Annotated in this window: 10 protein-coding genes; 9 read left to right on the forward strand and 1 reads right to left on the reverse strand. The window is 56.6% G+C overall.

Features of this window, described 5'->3' with window-relative positions:
- Positions 1-90: 90 nt before the first annotated feature.
- From SAMA_RS17140 to SAMA_RS17150, 3 genes are all read left to right on the forward strand, one after another.
- Positions 91-1,011, forward strand: a complete 921-nt coding sequence (locus SAMA_RS17140) for an acyltransferase (protein ID WP_011761397.1) — start codon at positions 91-93, stop codon at positions 1,009-1,011.
- The gene (locus SAMA_RS17145; RefSeq protein ID WP_011761398.1) at positions 1,004-1,945 is read left to right on the forward strand and encodes an acyltransferase; all 942 of its coding nucleotides are present in this window, start codon (positions 1,004-1,006) and stop codon (positions 1,943-1,945) included. Before SAMA_RS17140 ends, SAMA_RS17145 begins: the two co-directional genes overlap by 8 nt.
- Before the next feature lie 197 nt (positions 1,946-2,142).
- Positions 2,143-2,724, forward strand: a complete 582-nt coding sequence (locus SAMA_RS17150) for a hypothetical protein (protein WP_041409932.1) — start codon at positions 2,143-2,145, stop codon at positions 2,722-2,724.
- Here the strand turns inward: SAMA_RS17150 and SAMA_RS17155 are convergent.
- A complete protein-coding gene (locus tag SAMA_RS17155) occupies positions 2,669-3,148 on the reverse strand; it encodes a DUF523 domain-containing protein (RefSeq protein WP_011761399.1) in 480 nt (159 codons plus the stop codon). The two genes, SAMA_RS17150 and SAMA_RS17155, sit on opposite strands and share 56 nt — an antisense overlap.
- A 346-nt stretch (positions 3,149-3,494) precedes the next feature.
- Here SAMA_RS17155 and SAMA_RS17160 point away from each other — a divergent pair, with 346 nt between their 5' ends.
- The 6 genes from SAMA_RS17160 to SAMA_RS17185 all read left to right on the forward strand — a co-directional run bounded on the left by SAMA_RS17160 (position 3,495) and on the right by SAMA_RS17185 (position 15,459).
- Positions 3,495-4,265 (forward strand): GntR family transcriptional regulator, encoded by a 771-nt coding sequence (locus SAMA_RS17160; protein WP_011761400.1) that lies wholly within the window; start codon positions 3,495-3,497, stop codon positions 4,263-4,265.
- Complete coding sequence (gene prpB / locus SAMA_RS17165; protein WP_011761401.1) at positions 4,262-5,146, forward strand: methylisocitrate lyase; 885 nt, start codon at positions 4,262-4,264, stop codon at positions 5,144-5,146. The genes SAMA_RS17160 and prpB overlap by 4 nt, the downstream gene beginning before the upstream one ends.
- Before the next feature lie 189 nt (positions 5,147-5,335).
- Complete coding sequence (gene prpC, locus SAMA_RS17170; protein ID WP_011761402.1) at positions 5,336-6,472, forward strand: bifunctional 2-methylcitrate synthase/citrate synthase; 1,137 nt, start codon at positions 5,336-5,338, stop codon at positions 6,470-6,472.
- A gap of 100 nt (positions 6,473-6,572) precedes the next feature.
- On the forward strand, positions 6,573-9,158 hold the full coding sequence (acnD, locus tag SAMA_RS17175; protein ID WP_011761403.1) for a Fe/S-dependent 2-methylisocitrate dehydratase AcnD: 2,586 nt from the start codon (positions 6,573-6,575) through the stop codon (positions 9,156-9,158).
- 363 nt (positions 9,159-9,521) lie between these two features.
- Positions 9,522-10,712, forward strand: coding sequence for a 2-methylaconitate cis-trans isomerase PrpF (gene prpF / locus SAMA_RS17180; RefSeq protein WP_011761404.1), 1,191 nt, complete (start codon positions 9,522-9,524; stop codon positions 10,710-10,712).
- Positions 10,713-10,974: 262 nt separating this feature from the next.
- On the forward strand, positions 10,975-15,459 hold the full coding sequence (locus tag SAMA_RS17185; RefSeq protein ID WP_011761405.1) for an EAL domain-containing protein: 4,485 nt from the start codon (positions 10,975-10,977) through the stop codon (positions 15,457-15,459).
- Positions 15,460-15,485: the final 26 nt, after the last annotated feature.

Genomic DNA, 15,485 nt, shown 5'->3' on the forward strand with positions numbered 1-15,485 from the left:
GGTAGTGCCAGCCGTATTGGCGTGGCAGTACGATTGAGCAATAGGGCATTCACGGTTAACATAGGCCTCCACAAATTTCTGGAGGTATGAATGCGCGCGCTGTTGTCGCTTATCCGAGGCTCATTGGCTTTTCTGGGTTACACACTTAACACCCTGTTTTGGTTTGTGCCTATCCTGCTGCTTGGTCTGGTAAAGCTGCTGCCCATTCCTGCCCTGCGCAAACTGATGTCACATCTGGTGGATGGTTGCGCCTCCAACTGGATTTCAGTGAACGGGTTTATCCAAAATGTGCTGCACCCAGTGCGCATTGAGGTACTCGGTGACGCTGAACTGACCCGTGACGAGTGGTATATGGTAATCGCCAACCACCAGAGCTGGGTCGATATTCTGGTGCTGCAACGTATTTTTAACCGCAAGATCCCCTTCCTGAAGTTCTTCCTCAAGCAACAGCTGCTCTATGTGCCTGTGCTGGGTCTCGCCTGGTGGGCACTGGATTTTCCTTTTATGCGCCGCTATTCCACCGCCGAGCTGAAAAAGAATCCCAAGCTGAAGGGCAAAGACATTGAAATAACCCGCCGCGCCTGTGCCAAATTCAAAGACAAACCGGTGAGTGTAATGAATTTTGTGGAAGGTACCCGTTTTCAGGCCGCCAAACACAAGAAGCAAAACTCGCCCTTCCAACATTTGCTGCGCCCCAAAGCTGGCGGTATGGCGTTTGCGCTCTCGGCCATGGGCGAGCAAATCCACAAGTTGGTGGACGTGGCCATTTACTACCCCGGAAAGGTCCCCAGCTTCTGGGACTTTATTTCCGGCCAGGTGGATGAAATCCGCGTGCACGTGACGGTGGCTGACATTGCCAGCGAGATGCGCGGTGACTACATCAACGACCGAGAGTTTAAGCAGGACTTCCAGGAACAGCTCAACCAGATCTGGGCCCGCAAAGACGGCATCCTGAAACAGCTTTCCGGTGAGAAAGAGATAAAAACTGAGGTTTCTGAACAACATGCTTAACTTTTTGCCGGGGCCGCTGCTGTTTTTCATAAGCGGTAGCTTGCTCATTATCAACACCGCCATCTGTGGTTCCCTGGTGTGCATCGGTGGTCTGTTCAAACTGCTGACGCCCTTCAAGGCGGGCCGTGTCCGGGTCACCATGCTGATGAACCGTTTTATGTGGCTTTGGGCCACTCTCAACGGCGCCATCCTCAAGCTGATTGCCAAAATCGAATGGGACGTCAAAGGTCTGGAACAGCTGGATAAAAACGGCTGGTATCTGGTGATAAGCAACCACTTGAGCGGCTTCGACATTGCGGCGCAGACCTATATCCTTCGGAACCACATTCCCATGCTCAAGTTCTTTCTCAAAAAAGAACTGATTTATGTGCCCATCATGGGGCTGGGCTGCTGGGCGCTGGACATGCCTTTTATGAACCGTACCAGCCCCGAGAAGCTGAAAAAGAATCCCAAGCTCAAGGGCAAGGATCTGGAAACGACCCGCAAGGCGTGCGAAAAATTCCGCGATCTGCCCACTTCCATCATCAACTATGTGGAAGGCAGCCGCTTTACCGAAGAAAAGCGCGACCGGCAAAACTCGCCCTATCGCTACCTGCTGCGCCCCAAAGCAGGCGGTATCGCGTTCGCACTTTCTGCCATGGGTGAGCAGTTCAGCCACCTCTTGAACGTCACCGTGGTTTACCCGGATGCCCCAAAAGACATTCTAGCCGGCGTAATGCAGGGCAAGGTGAGTAAAATTGTTATCAGAATAGAAGCACTGCCGGTGCCCGAAGTGGATGACAAACAGTACTTCAGCAGCGCCGAATACCGGGCCCAATTCCAGCGTTGGCTCAATGACATCTGGCTGCAAAAGGATGAACAAATCCACGAGCTACTGGCCGAGCACAAAGCCAGCACCAGCAGCTACCGTGAACTGGCCGAGCGTGGCCACTGAGTCACTTTGCGCTCAGTGCGAAAATAGCTACTCCAAGACGCGATTCAGGACGGCAGTTGAAATGCTGTCCTTTTTATCTTTTAAAGCCCTGTAAACCGCGCTGAAAACCCTGTTGCCTTACTGCTGTAATCGCTTAATATGCTATAAGCGGGTTAAAAGCGGCCTGCAGTCACAGCGTCATACCAGGGACGGGCACCATGACCAAAATCACTTACGCATTTGTCTTCATTAGCAGTGTGCTCCTCTCGCTGTCATCAGCTGCGGACAGTTCTGAAGCTGTTGTCGCCCCTTCCACGCCATGCAAGCAAACAGCTGAATTGGCGGTAAAAATCGCACCAGGCCATCAGTTACTCAAAGCGCTCGCCCTTAGCAACAGCTACTGTTTCCAAGTGTATATAGGGCAAAGTAAGCAAGGCGCCAACTACTCCCGGGAACAACGCCACAACATTAACCAAACCCATGACACCTATCGTATAGCCTATAAGGCGCTTAATACCGACGAAGCAAAATTGTTGCTCGCAGACCAGTTTCTGAGAGAGGAAGCGCAGCAACATGTGGTGTTTATGGTTGAGCGCAGCGGCAGACTGGAGGTGGTACTTAAAGCGGCAGAATGGGCTGATTATAGTGGTGGCTATGGCTCACGTTTATTTCCCGAGGAAGACAGTGCTCGCTTAACCCAATTATTTATAAGCCAATTGTCACACCAGAGACCGCTGACCCAACTCAATCACCAATCTGCACCAGCCGCTCAGTCAATTGTTGCAGCTGATACTCGGTAAAGACTTCTATGCCGTGCTGACTCAGCAGCGCTGCGGTAATGCCGTCGCCCTCACTCAGGGTACGGGAAAAGCTGCCATCGTAAATCAGCCCCTTGCCGCAGGACGGGCTGCGGGCTTTGAGAATGGCAAAACGAATATTTTCCTTTCGGGCAAGCCTTAAAGCAGCTTCAGCGCCCCGCACGAAGGCATCTGTCACATCCTCCCCCGTCTCTGTGATGACCCGAATGGCCTGCTTTGGGTCTGGCGCTTGTATTTCTGCCGGCGGGCGGGGCGTGGGCAAACCGCCGGCGCACTCGGGGCAGATGCCAACCAAGCGTCCCTGTTGCTGCCAGCCTTGCCACAGGGACGACTCCACCAAATTATCTTTACCATCGTATCGCACCGCTTCGCCCAGCAGACAGGCGCTCACCAAAATCTTTTCCATCGTTTCTTTGCTCTAACAGGGCCGCGGCTTTTGAAGCGAAATACGTCCACCACAGCTACCCTTGATTGGCTGATGGCCACATCATCCCATGCCTTACAGACAAAGTGCAAAACCGCCAGTTGTTGACAATAAATCTTTCTCCCGTGTTGTAACGCAAACAAAACAGCAAACAAGGATTTGATAGACAAACCTTTAATATCAATACTTTAATTAATATTTAAATCAAAGAGCGCCAATACTTAGACTTACGTCTACGTCAACGGATTGTTGACAATCCACCGCAAGAGGTCTAATTTTCAACCATTGTCAGCGACAGGGCCGCAGCCAAAGCGGCAACAAGCACCCAATGAGCCAGAGTACCCCGAAAGATCTCAGCACTGAACGCGGCGCCAGCGAGCGCGGCGCGGCCACCCTGGCCGATCAGATCCTGAGTGCGATTCAAACTGCCATCATCAAGGGCGAACTGGCCCCGGGCAGCAAGATAAATGAGCAGGCACTGGCCGCCCAATTCGGCATCAGCCGAGGCCCCACCCGTGAAGCCCTGCAAACCCTCGAGCGCCAACGTTTGGTGGTACGCATGCCCCATGTGGGTGCCCGGGTGGCACAGCTGTCGGTGGAAGAGCTGAACGACCTCTATGACCTGCGCTCCACCCTGGAAGCCATGGCCTGTCGCCTCGCAGCCGAACGCATTACTGAAGCACAACTTGTCGAATTGCAGGCGCTGCTCGAACGTCAGGAAGCCGCGCTCAAACAGGGCGACACCTATTTTCAGGAGCAGGGTGACGTGGACTTCCACTACCAAATCATCCGCGCCAGCGGCAACAAACACCTGCAGGAAACCCTGATGGGCGGCCTGTACCACCTGCTGCGCATGTACCGTTATCAGTGCAGCAACCACCAGCGCCCAAGCCGGGCAATAGCCGAACACAGACGCATAGTCGAGGCCATTGCCGAGCGTGATGGCGAGCTGGCGGCGCTGTTGATGCAGCGCCATATCGAACAGGGACGCCGCAACACAGAGGCACGTCTTAAAGAACTCAAGGCCGAGGCAAGCGCCCGTGAGCACAGCTCGCTTACCTTCGCCAATACACAGCAATTAAAGGGAGAGACAGCATGACCCACAGCGCAGGCAAGCGTTTTCGCGACGCACTGGCACGCTCCAAGCCACTGCAAATCGTAGGTACCACCAACGCCTATTTCGCTCTGATGGCCGAAAAGACCGGCTTTCAGGCTCTCTATCTGTCGGGCGCCGGGGTGGCTAACGCCTCTTATGGTCTGCCGGATCTGGGCATGACCTCCATGAATGATGTGCTGATTGATGCCGGCCGCATCACCTCGGCCACCCAGCTGCCACTGCTGGTCGACATAGACACCGGCTGGGGCGGCGCCTTCAACATCGCCCGCACCATCAAGGAATTTGAAAAGGTTGGTGTTGCCGCGGTGCATATGGAAGACCAGGTGTCGCAAAAGCGTTGCGGCCACCGCCCCAACAAGGCCGTGGTGAGCACCGAAGAGATGGTTGACCGCATCAAGGCCGCCGTGGATGCCCGCACCGATGAGAACTTCGTCATCATGGCACGCACCGACGCGGTAGCCGTTGAAGGGCTGGATGCCGGTATAGAGCGTGCCCAGGCCTATATCGAGGCCGGTGCCGACATGATTTTTGCCGAGGCCCTGACCGAGCTGCCACAGTACCGCAAGTTCAAGGACGCGGTAAAAGCGCCCATCCTCGCCAATATGACCGAATTCGGTCAAACCGAGCTGTTCGACAAGTCAGCCCTGTATGAAGCCGGAGCCGATATGGTGCTCTATCCACTCGGCACCTTCCGCGCCGCCAACCAGGCCGCCCTTAAGGTGATGCAGGCACTGATGAACGATGGCCACCAGCGCAATGTGCTCAGCACCATGCAAAGCCGGAAAGAGCTGTACGAGTTTTTGAACTACCACAGCTTTGAAGACACGCTGGACCGCCTCTTTGCTGAAGGCAAAAACAAATAAGGCCGCAGGCCTGAACAAGTAAAAGACAAGCAAGGACGAAGACAGCGGGGCATAAGGCCCAGGCAGTAGCTGCTTCCCGCCCCGGCAAAAATCCGTGGCGAACAAAGTAATCCATAAATCAGCGCCGGGACCCCATCGCCCTACCGATGCCGGCAACCAAGAACAAACGAGTTTACGAGGGAATGCAAAATGGCTGAGACAACCGATAAAAAACTGAGTGGTGCAGGCCTGCGTGGTCAGAGCGCCGGTGAAACCGCCCTGAGCACAGTAGGTAAATCCGGCTCAGGCCTCACCTACCGTGGCTACGACGTAAAAGATCTGGCCGAAAACGCCAGCTTCGAAGAAGTGGCCTTTCTCATTCTGTACGGCGAGCTGCCCACTCAACTGGAGCTGGACAACTACCGCGCCAAGCTCAAAGGCCTGCGCGGCCTGCCACAGGCACTGAAAGAAGTGCTGGAGCGCATCCCCGCCAATGCCCATCCCATGGATGTGCTGCGTACCGGCTGCTCTATGCTGGGCAACCTGGAAACCGAACACAGCTTTGCCGACCAGTTTGATGTAACCAACCGCATGCTGGCGGTGTTCCCGTCCATCATCTGCTACTGGTATCGTTTCAGCCACGATGGCGTGCGCATCGAAACCGAGACCGATGACGAGCAAATCGGTGCCCACTTCCTGCACCTGCTGCACGGCAAGGCGCCTTCTGCCCTGCATGCCCGGGTAATGGATGTATCCCTCATCCTCTACGCAGAGCACGAGTTCAACGCCTCTACCTTTACTGCCCGCGTCTGTGCCTCGACCCTGTCTGATATGCACTCTTGCGTAACCGGTGCCATCGGTTCACTGCGCGGCCCGCTGCACGGCGGCGCCAACGAGGCGGCCATGGAGCTTATCCAGGACATGCGCGATGAGCAGCACGCCCGCGACGTACTGGCCGGTATGCTGGAGCGCAAAGAAAAAATCATGGGCTTTGGTCACGCCATCTACCGCGAATCCGACCCTCGTAACGCCATCATCAAAGAATGGTCTGAAAAGCTCGCCAAGGAATATGGCGACGACCGTCTGTACCGTGTTTCCGTGGCCTGCGAAGCCTTTATGTGGGAACAAAAGAAGCTCTTCTGTAACGCCGACTTCTTCCATGCCAGCGCCTATCACTTCATGGGCATCCCCACCAAGCTGTTCACCCCCATATTCGTATGTTCACGGGTGAGCGGCTGGACTGCCCACGTGATGGAGCAGCGCAGCAACAACCGCATCATCCGCCCAAGCGCCGATTATGTGGGTGTGGAACTGCGCAGCGTGACCCCAATCAGCGAGCGCGGCTGATAACAGCGGGGCCGACGAGCAGTCGGCCCCAATAACGCCCGCCGCACAAAAACAACAGCCACTCATTATTCGCGCCCTTTTGCCTGTCTGGAACGCCGTTATGAACACTCAATTCCGTAAGCCGCTGCCCGGCACCAATTTAAGCTTCTTCGATACCCGCGAGGCGGTGGACGCCATCGCCCCCGGCGCCTTCGACAAACTGCCCTACACCTCCAAGGTACTGGCCGAAAACCTGCTCCGCAAGGCCGAGCCCGCGCGCCTGAACGACTTCTTAAGCCAGCTGATTTTCCGTAAGCAAGACCTCGACTTCCCCTGGTTCCCGGCTCGCGTGGTGTGCCACGACATTCTCGGCCAAACGGCCCTGGTGGACCTTGCCGGCCTGCGTGATGCCATTGCTGCCAAGGGCGGCGACCCGGCCAAGGTGAATCCTGTGGTGCCAACCCAGCTGATTGTGGATCACTCACTGGCGGTGGAGCACGGCGGCTTCGAGAAGGATGCCTTTGAGAAAAACCGTGCCATCGAAGACAGACGCAACGACGATCGCTTCCACTTTATCAACTGGACCAAAAAGGCCTTCCGCAATGTGGATGTGATCCCCCCCGGCAACGGCATCATGCACCAGATCAACCTGGAAAAGATGTCACCGGTTATTCAGGTGCGTGACGGCATCGCCTTCCCCGACACCTGCGTCGGCACCGACAGCCACACCCCCCACGTGGATTCCCTCGGCGTTATCGCCATCGGCGTGGGTGGCCTTGAAGCCGAAAACGTGATGCTGGGCCGCGCTTCCTGGATGCGTCTGCCGGATATCGTTGGTGTTGAGCTCACCGGCAAGCCAAACCCCGGCATTACCGCCACCGACGTGGTGCTGGCCTTGACCGAATTTTTGCGTAAAGAGCGGGTGGTGGGTGCCTACCTTGAGTTCTTCGGCGAAGGCGCCAAGGCGCTCACCCTGGGCGACCGTGCCACCATCTCCAACATGACCCCCGAATATGGCGCCACCGCCGCCATGTTCTATATCGACGAGCAGACCATCGACTATCTGCGCCTCACCGGCCGTGATGAAAAGCAGGTCGAGCTGGTTGAAAACTATGCCAAAACCACAGGCCTGTGGGCGGATGCCATGACGGGTGCCGACTATGGCCGGATACTGACGTTTGACCTCTCCAGCGTGGTGCGCAACATGGCGGGGCCTTCCAACCCCCATGCCCGTTTGGCCACCAGCGATCTGGCCGCCAAGGGTATTGCCGCCGACTGGCAAGAAGAATCAGGCAAGATGCCCGATGGCGCGGTGATCATCGCCGCTATCACCAGCTGTACCAACACCAGTAACCCCCGCAACGTGATTGCCGCAGGCCTCATTGCCCGCAACGCGGTGCAAAAAGGTCTGGTGCGCAAGCCATGGGTGAAAACCTCACTGGCCCCCGGCTCCAAGGCGGTGGAGCTGTACCTGAAAGAAGCAGGTCTCTTGCCGTACCTTGAACAGCTCGGCTTTGGCATTGTTGCGTTTGCCTGTACCACCTGTAACGGCATGAGTGGCGCGCTGGACCCAGTCATCCAGCAGGAAATCATCGAGCGGGATCTGTACGCCACCGCCGTGCTGTCGGGCAACCGTAACTTCGACGGCCGTATTCACCCCTATGCCAAGCAGGCGTTTCTGGCTTCGCCGCCTTTGGTGGTGGCCTACGCCATCGCGGGCACAGTGCGCTTCGATATCGAAAAAGATGTGCTGGGCATAGACGATGCTGGCAATGCAGTGACCCTTAAAGACCTGTGGCCAGAAGATGCGGAAATCGATGCCATCATCAAGTCATCGGTGAAGCCTGAGCAGTTTCGCGCCGTGTACGACCCCATGTTTAATCTCGCCGTGGAATACGGCACCGAGAAGCCACTTTACGACTGGCGCCCACAGAGCACCTACATCCGCCGCCCGCCCTACTGGGAAGGCGCCCTTGCCGGTGAGCGGACTTTAAGCGGTATGCGGCCACTGGCGGTGCTGGGTGACAACATCACCACAGATCACCTGTCGCCTTCCAACGCGATTCTGGCAAGCTCCGCCGCCGGTGAGTATCTCGCCAAAATGGGCCTGCCGGAGGAAGACTTTAACTCCTACGCCACCCACAGGGGCGACCACCTGACTGCCCAGCGCGCCACCTTCGCCAACCCCAAGCTCTTTAACGAGATGGTGAAGGATGCTGACGGCAAGGTGAAGCAGGGCTCGCTCGCTCGCCTCGAGCCCGAGGGCAAGGTACTGCGCATGTGGGAAACCATTGAAACCTACATGGAGCGCAAGCAGCCACTGATCATAGTGGCCGGTAAGGACTACGGTCAGGGCTCCAGCCGTGACTGGGCCGCCAAGGGCGTGCGTCTTGCCGGTGTCGAAGTGATTGTGGCCGAAGGCTTCGAGCGTATTCACCGCACCAACCTGGTGGGCATGGGCGTGTTGCCGCTGGAATTTATGCCCGGCGAAACCCGCATGACCTACGGCATAGACGGCACTGAAACCTTCGATGTGAAGGGCGAGCGCACCCCGGGTGCCGAGCTAACGCTCCTTATCCGTCGCCAAAATGGCGAAACAGTGGAAGTGCCTGTGCGCTGCCGTTTGGATACCGCCGAAGAAGTGTCCATTTATGAGGCAGGGGGAGTTCTCCAACGCTTCGCCCAGGACTTCTTGGCCAATTCATAACGCGGCCTGTTGCGCCCAGGGCTTTGTTGGCCGTGCTCATGCAGGACCTCCTGCACTGCGCGCGGCCGCCTCGCCCCACGCGCAACATACCGGCGTCTGAAATAGCCAGGGCCTGAGAAGACGGGAACAGATTTCAGAACCAATTTAAATCATAGGATTCAATGCCATGGCATTTAAACCACAGATCCGCATTCCTGCTACCTATATGCGTGGCGGCCCTGTCGGTCCGGCTTCGCGGTATCAACCGCTTCGCCTTGTCGCTGCGAAAAAATGCGATTTTTCCTTGCCCGCAGGCACTGACATGTCTGGCGGCAGTTCCCTCTGCCGCTGAGGTTCCGCCCCAATCGTTTTTTGGAGATTAAAATGTTTAAACCACAGATCCGCATTCCTGCCACCTATATGCGTGGCGGAACCTCCAAAGGGGTGTTTTTCCGCCTCGACGATTTGCCTGAGGCGGCCCGGGTGCCGGGTGCAGAGCGTGATGCGCTGCTGCTGCGGGTGATTGGCAGCCCCGACCCCTATGGCAAGCACACCGACGGCATGGGCGGCGCCACGTCCAGCACCAGCAAGTGCGTGATCATGAATAAAAGCAGCGTGCCCGGTCACGATGTGGATTACCTCTACGGTCAGGTGTCCATCGACACCGCCTTCGTCGACTGGAGCGGTAACTGCGGCAACCTGTCCACCGCCGCCGGCGCCTTTGCGATTCACGCGGGTTTGGTGGATGCTTCCCGGGTGCCTGAAAACGGTATCTGCGAAGTGCGGATCTGGCAGGCCAATATCGGTAAAACCATTATTGCCCATGTGCCCGTGACCAACGGCGAAGTGCAGGAAACCGGTGATTTTGAACTGGATGGGGTGACCTTTCCGGCCGCCGAAATCGTGCTGGAGTTTGTCGATCCTGCGGATGATGGAGAGGATGGTGGCGCCATGTTCCCCACCGGCAATCTGGTGGACGAGCTGGAAGTACCCTCCGAGGTGCACCCGAGCGGTAAAATCCGCGCGACCCTGATAAACGCCGGTATCCCCACGATTTTCGTCAACGCCGAAGACCTGGGTTATCGCGGCGATGAGCTGCAGGAGGCCATCAATGGCAATCCGGTGGCCCTTGCCATGTTTGAGCAGCTGCGTGCCCACGGCGCCATCAGGATGGGGCTTATCAAGACCCTGGATGAAGCCAAAACCCGCCAGCACACCCCCAAGGTGGCCTTTGTGACCAACCCCATGACCCATGTGGTGTCGAGCGGCAAGACAGTGGCTGAGGATGAAGTCGACCTGCTGGTCCGGGCGCTGTCCATGGGCAAGCTGCACCACGCCATGATGGGCACAGCTGCGGTGGCCATAGGCACGGCGGCCGCCATTCCCGGCACATTGGTGAATCTTGCCGCCGGTGGCGGCGAGCGTCAGGCGGTGCGTTTCGGCCATCCGTCCGGCACGTTACGCGTAGGCGCCGAGGCCAAACAGGTGGACGGCCAGTGGACTGTCACCAAGGCCATCATGAGCCGCTCGGCGCGCATCCTGATGGAAGGCACTGTAAGGGTGCCTCAAGCTTAACCCACCTCTATGCCATATCCTTTTTGAGGGCTCCGCTTATTCCCTTCCGGCGGGGCCTTTTTTCTTTTTATCTTTTTGTGTTACATGCAAATTGACACACCTATCCCCGACGCTAAAATCTAACACTGACAACAAAAATGAAACACCAGGTTCCACCTCTGCAAGGATAGCAGTGCATCCATGCCGCCCGGCACTGTAAATCCGGGTCTTAAATAGACGCAGCCAACTGCGCACAGGCCAATACCTTGAAGATTGGAGAAGCATGTTTCGAGCACTATTTTGCGCTCTGTTGAGTTTGATTCTGCTGTTTGGCACCGTACCCGCCAGCGCAGAACACGGCAGCTATCACTATCACAACACTCTGGAATTTCAGCATTTCAGCAGCAGTGACGGCCTGAATCAAAACACCATCACCCGCCTCTACACCGATAAGGCTGGCATGCTCTGGGCAGGCAGTCAGGATGGTCTGCACTATTTCAACGGCCAGGAATTTGGCGTCTTCTTACCCGATCCCAGCAATACCAACAGCCTGTCGGAAGGCTACATCACAGACATAGTACAGGACCCGGAAGGCTTGCTGTGGGTCAGCACCTACACCCAGGGTCTGAACCGTTTGGATCTGCAAACCGGCAAGTTTACTCGCTACGGTGAAGCCGATGGTTTAAGTGAGCTCAGGGTCACCCGTCTGGCTGTGATAGGCGACAGCCTTTGGATAGGCACAGAAAGGGGCTTGTTTGCCATGCAGCGCAAGAGTGGCCAAATTCGCCCCATTCCCCTTGGCAATGCCCTGACACCCAAAATTACCAGCCTGGGCAATATCGAAGACGAATATTTATTGGTGGGCACCCAGGCCCACGGCACCTATGCCATCAGCAGCAACAACATAGTTAAGCTCAAGTTGCCCTCCACCAGCCCGGTCAACCAAATCCACAGCATCGGCAATGTCGCTTATCTCGCCATCGGCAAAGAGCTGTGGCAGTACGAGATGGATACCCATAGTGCAAAAATACTCTGGCAGAGTGAACCCCAGGGGTTCTTCCATGGTGATATCCGGGACTTTACCCTGGCCTCGGCCGAGGAAATCTGGGCGATAGCACCGGGTGCCGGTCTGATTGAGCTGGAAAAAACCGACCGTTGGCGTGCCCGCTACCACAGAAACGACTCCCGCAGCTTTCGCGACATCAGCGACAACAATCTGATGAGTGTCCTGCTCGACCCCAACGGAGTGCTCTGGCTCGGTGGTAGTTATTCGGGACTGGATAAAATCAATATTCGCCGCCAGTACTTCGATCACCTGTTCGACAACAGCGTGGCATTACCGAAACAAATCAATATGGTGCGGGCCATCTATCAAACCCGCGAAGGAGTCGTCTGGATTGGCACCGAGGGGGCAGGCATAAAAACCCTCAAGCCCAACGAAGATAACTACCAATACCATACCCATCTGTTTGCCGATGCCCTTAACCTTGTCCCCGAAGCCATTTCTCTGGTGGTGCGCGACATTATCCAGGATAAAGAGGGTTCGCTCTGGTTTGCCAGTAATTATGGGCTGGGGCATCTGGCTACTTCCGGTGCCTTCAGGCTGCTGCATCCTCCAGAGCATGATGGCCAGGGGCGCACCCTGGCGCTAGACAAACACGATACCCTCTGGGTGGCGTTCGATGAAGGGCTGTTTTACATGCCTATTTCGGGGACAGAGCTCAAGCGCTTCCCCCTGGATGAAACACTGGGCGACAAGTTGGCGGTGCGCCAGATTCTGGGGCTGGAATTTATCGATGACTGGCTCTGGATTGGCACCCTGGATGGTCTTATCCGCCTCAATCCCAACACCAATGACATTCAGGTGTTTACCCACGACCCGGCCAACAGCAGCAGCCTTGGCAACAATCGTATTCGCGATATCTACAGCGCGGCCAATGGCGACGTCTGGGTGGGCACCCACGGGGGGATCAGCATTTTGCGTCAGGAGCAGGACGGCTGGCAGATTCGCCATCTGACCAGCAATGAAGGGGTGCCCAGCGATACCATTTATGCCATTTTGGAAGACAAACAGGGGCAATTCTGGTTTTCCAGTAACGCGGGCATCAGCCGCTATACCCCAGGTGAAGACAGCATCATTACGTTCAACAAATTCGAGGGGCTGCAGGAGCAGGAATATAACGGCGGGGTGAAATTTGTCGGCCAGGATGGCTATTTCTGGTTTGGCGGCATTAACGGCATTACCCGCTTTCTGCCAGAGCAAATTCCCAAGAGCCGCCAGGAGCCCCCGCTGGCCTTAACCAGCTACAGCCTGGGAGGCAAGCGCACCCGGATACTGGACCTGACCACACCGCCCAGCGTCGAGATGAACTTTGAAGACAAGGTTGTCAGCTTTGAAGTCACATCGCTGGATTTTTCCTATCCGGGCGTTGACCGATTTGCGTACTATTTACAAGGGTTTGACAGCCAGTGGCACAGTGCACAGGCCCAAGCGCAAATCACCTATACCAACCTGAGCCCCGGCAATTACCTGCTCAGGGTTCGCCATGGTCTGGCTGCCAATCCTTTGGGTTACCAAATCCTTACTGTCCCCTTAACCGTGGTGGCTCCCTGGTATCGCACCCCTCCGGCCTATGTGCTTTATACCCTCACGCTTGTCGCCATCCTGGGTTGGTTCTGGCGCGAACGGCGCGTTAAGCGGCGTCAAAGACGCGAATTTGAAACCAGCATCCGCACCTCGGAAGAGCGACTCAAACTGGCACTGTGGGCCTCGGGCGATGGTATGTGGGACTGGGACATTCCCAGCGGTCAGGTGTTCCGCACCCGTATGCATCCCCACACTGAGCAACAGCTCAATGGCCCTGTATTGCTGGACCGTATCCACCCGGAAGATAAGCCCAGGGTGCTCCATGCCATCGAACAGCATATTGATGGCAGCCGCGCCTTCTATGAGGCCGAATACCGCATTGAAAACAAACCCGGCCACTGGATCTGGATCACGGACAGGGGCAAGGTGGTAGAGCGGGACAAACAAGGCAAGCCGGTACGTATGGTGGGCACCCACAAGGACATCACCAGTCGCAAAAACGCCGAAAACGAACTCAGGCTGTCGGCTCAGGTACTGGCCAGCATGAACGAAGCCGTGGTGGTGGGTGGCCTGGATTACCGTATCGCCTCGGTCAACCCGGCTTTTAGCCTGATAACCGGCTTCAACCCGGAACAGGTGCAGGGCAAGCACTTCCTGTTTTTAACCCATGATCGCAAACAGCGACATATTTATGAAGCCATAGAACAGCAGCTGCTGCGCAATAAACACTGGGCCGGAGAGCTGAAAATCCGCACCCGGGATCAGCGCGCCATTCTGATTTGGCTCGAAATCAATCAGGTACTCGACAGTAAAGCCGAAGCCAGCCACTTTGTGGCCGTGTTTACCGACATTACCGACCGCAAAAAGGCCGAAGAGGATCTGCGCCTGCTGGCCTCCTACGACCCGCTCACCAACCTGCCCAACCGCACCCTGTTCCAGGACCGGCTGGATCATGCGCTGGCCCAGGCCCACAGAACCGGCAACATGGTGGCCTTGCTGTTTTTGGATCTCGACCGCTTTAAACACATCAACGACTCCATGGGGCACCATATCGGCGATCTGTTGCTCAAGGCCGTTGCCCACCGGCTGCAAAACTGTGTGCGCGAAGGGGACACAGTTGCCCGCCTCGGTGGTGATGAATTCACCATCATCCTGGAAGGCGTTGCCAAGACCAAGGCCGCCACTGTGATTGCCGAGAAGCTGATTCGCGCCTTCCAAACGCCTTTTATTCTGGAAGATCAGGCGCTGAATATTTCACCCTCCATAGGCATCAGCCTCTACCCCATGGACGCCAGCGACAGTACCTCACTGGTGAAATACGCCGATACCGCCATGTATCACGCCAAATCGCTGGGGCGGAACAACTTCCAGTTTTACACCTTAAGGCTGAACGAATACGCCATGCGCCATGTTCAGCTGGAGGCCGGTATCAAGCAGGCCATCGTCCGTCAGGAACTCAGTTTAGTGTTCCAGCCCAAATTCAGGGTCAGCGATGGCAGCATCACAGGCTTTGAGGCACTGCTGCGCTGGAACAGCAAGGAGCTGGGGCCCATTTCCCCAGCGGAATTTATTCCGCTGGCCGAAGAAATTGGCATCATCAATCAGCTGGGGCACTGGGTCGTCAACGAGGCCTGTCGCCATATGGCGCAATTTGCTGCCGCAGGCTTTGATGACCTGCATGTGGCGGTTAACCTGTCGGCCCGCCAGCTCAAGGCAGATATTCTGTCCACCATCGAAGTAGCCCTGGCGGTGGCAGGCTTACCGGCAAAATGCCTTGAGCTGGAACTGACAGAGTCGATGATCATGAAAAGCCCACAGGAATCTGTGGCCGTATTGCAGCGGCTCAAGGCCCTGGGGGTGTCACTGGCAGTGGATGACTTTGGCACCGGCTACTCGAGCCTGGCGTATCTCAAGCGCTTCCCGCTGGACACGTTGAAAATCGACCGGGAGTTTGTGCGCGACATCAGCACCGACCCGGACGATGCCGCCATCACGGGTGCCATTATCGCCCTCGCCCACAGTCTGGAATTGAATGTCGTAGCCGAAGGGGTTGAGAACGAGGCCCAGCTGGAACACCTGCGCAAACACGGCTGCGATCAGGTGCAGGGCTTCCTGCTGGGCAAACCCATGGCCGCACGGGATGCCATGGCGCTGCTGAAGAGCCGTACCCTGAATACCTGAGCCGCCCCCCGCCCAGATTCGCTCAA

Origin of the sequence: Shewanella amazonensis SB2B (assembly GCF_000015245.1) — a bacterium.
GTDB classification, from domain to species: Bacteria; Pseudomonadota; Gammaproteobacteria; order Enterobacterales; family Shewanellaceae; genus Shewanella; species Shewanella amazonensis.

Bases quoted from the DNA above. Each gene is read 5' to 3' on its own strand.
- SAMA_RS17140 (WP_011761397.1), top strand. From the start codon at position 91: ATGCGCGCGCTGTTGTCGCTTATCCGAGGCTCATTGGCTTTTCTGGGT.
- SAMA_RS17145 (WP_011761398.1), top strand. From the start codon at position 1,004: ATGCTTAACTTTTTGCCGGGGCCGCTGCTGTTTTTCATAAGCGGTAGC.
- SAMA_RS17150 (WP_041409932.1), top strand. From the start codon at position 2,143: ATGACCAAAATCACTTACGCATTTGTCTTCATTAGCAGTGTGCTCCTC.
- SAMA_RS17155 (WP_011761399.1), bottom strand. From the start codon at position 3,148: ATGGAAAAGATTTTGGTGAGCGCCTGTCTGCTGGGCGAAGCGGTGCGA.
- SAMA_RS17160 (WP_011761400.1), top strand. From the start codon at position 3,495: ATGAGCCAGAGTACCCCGAAAGATCTCAGCACTGAACGCGGCGCCAGC.
- prpB (WP_011761401.1), top strand. From the start codon at position 4,262: ATGACCCACAGCGCAGGCAAGCGTTTTCGCGACGCACTGGCACGCTCC.
- prpC (WP_011761402.1), top strand. From the start codon at position 5,336: ATGGCTGAGACAACCGATAAAAAACTGAGTGGTGCAGGCCTGCGTGGT.
- acnD (WP_011761403.1), top strand. From the start codon at position 6,573: ATGAACACTCAATTCCGTAAGCCGCTGCCCGGCACCAATTTAAGCTTC.
- prpF (WP_011761404.1), top strand. From the start codon at position 9,522: ATGTTTAAACCACAGATCCGCATTCCTGCCACCTATATGCGTGGCGGA.
- SAMA_RS17185 (WP_011761405.1), top strand. From the start codon at position 10,975: ATGTTTCGAGCACTATTTTGCGCTCTGTTGAGTTTGATTCTGCTGTTT.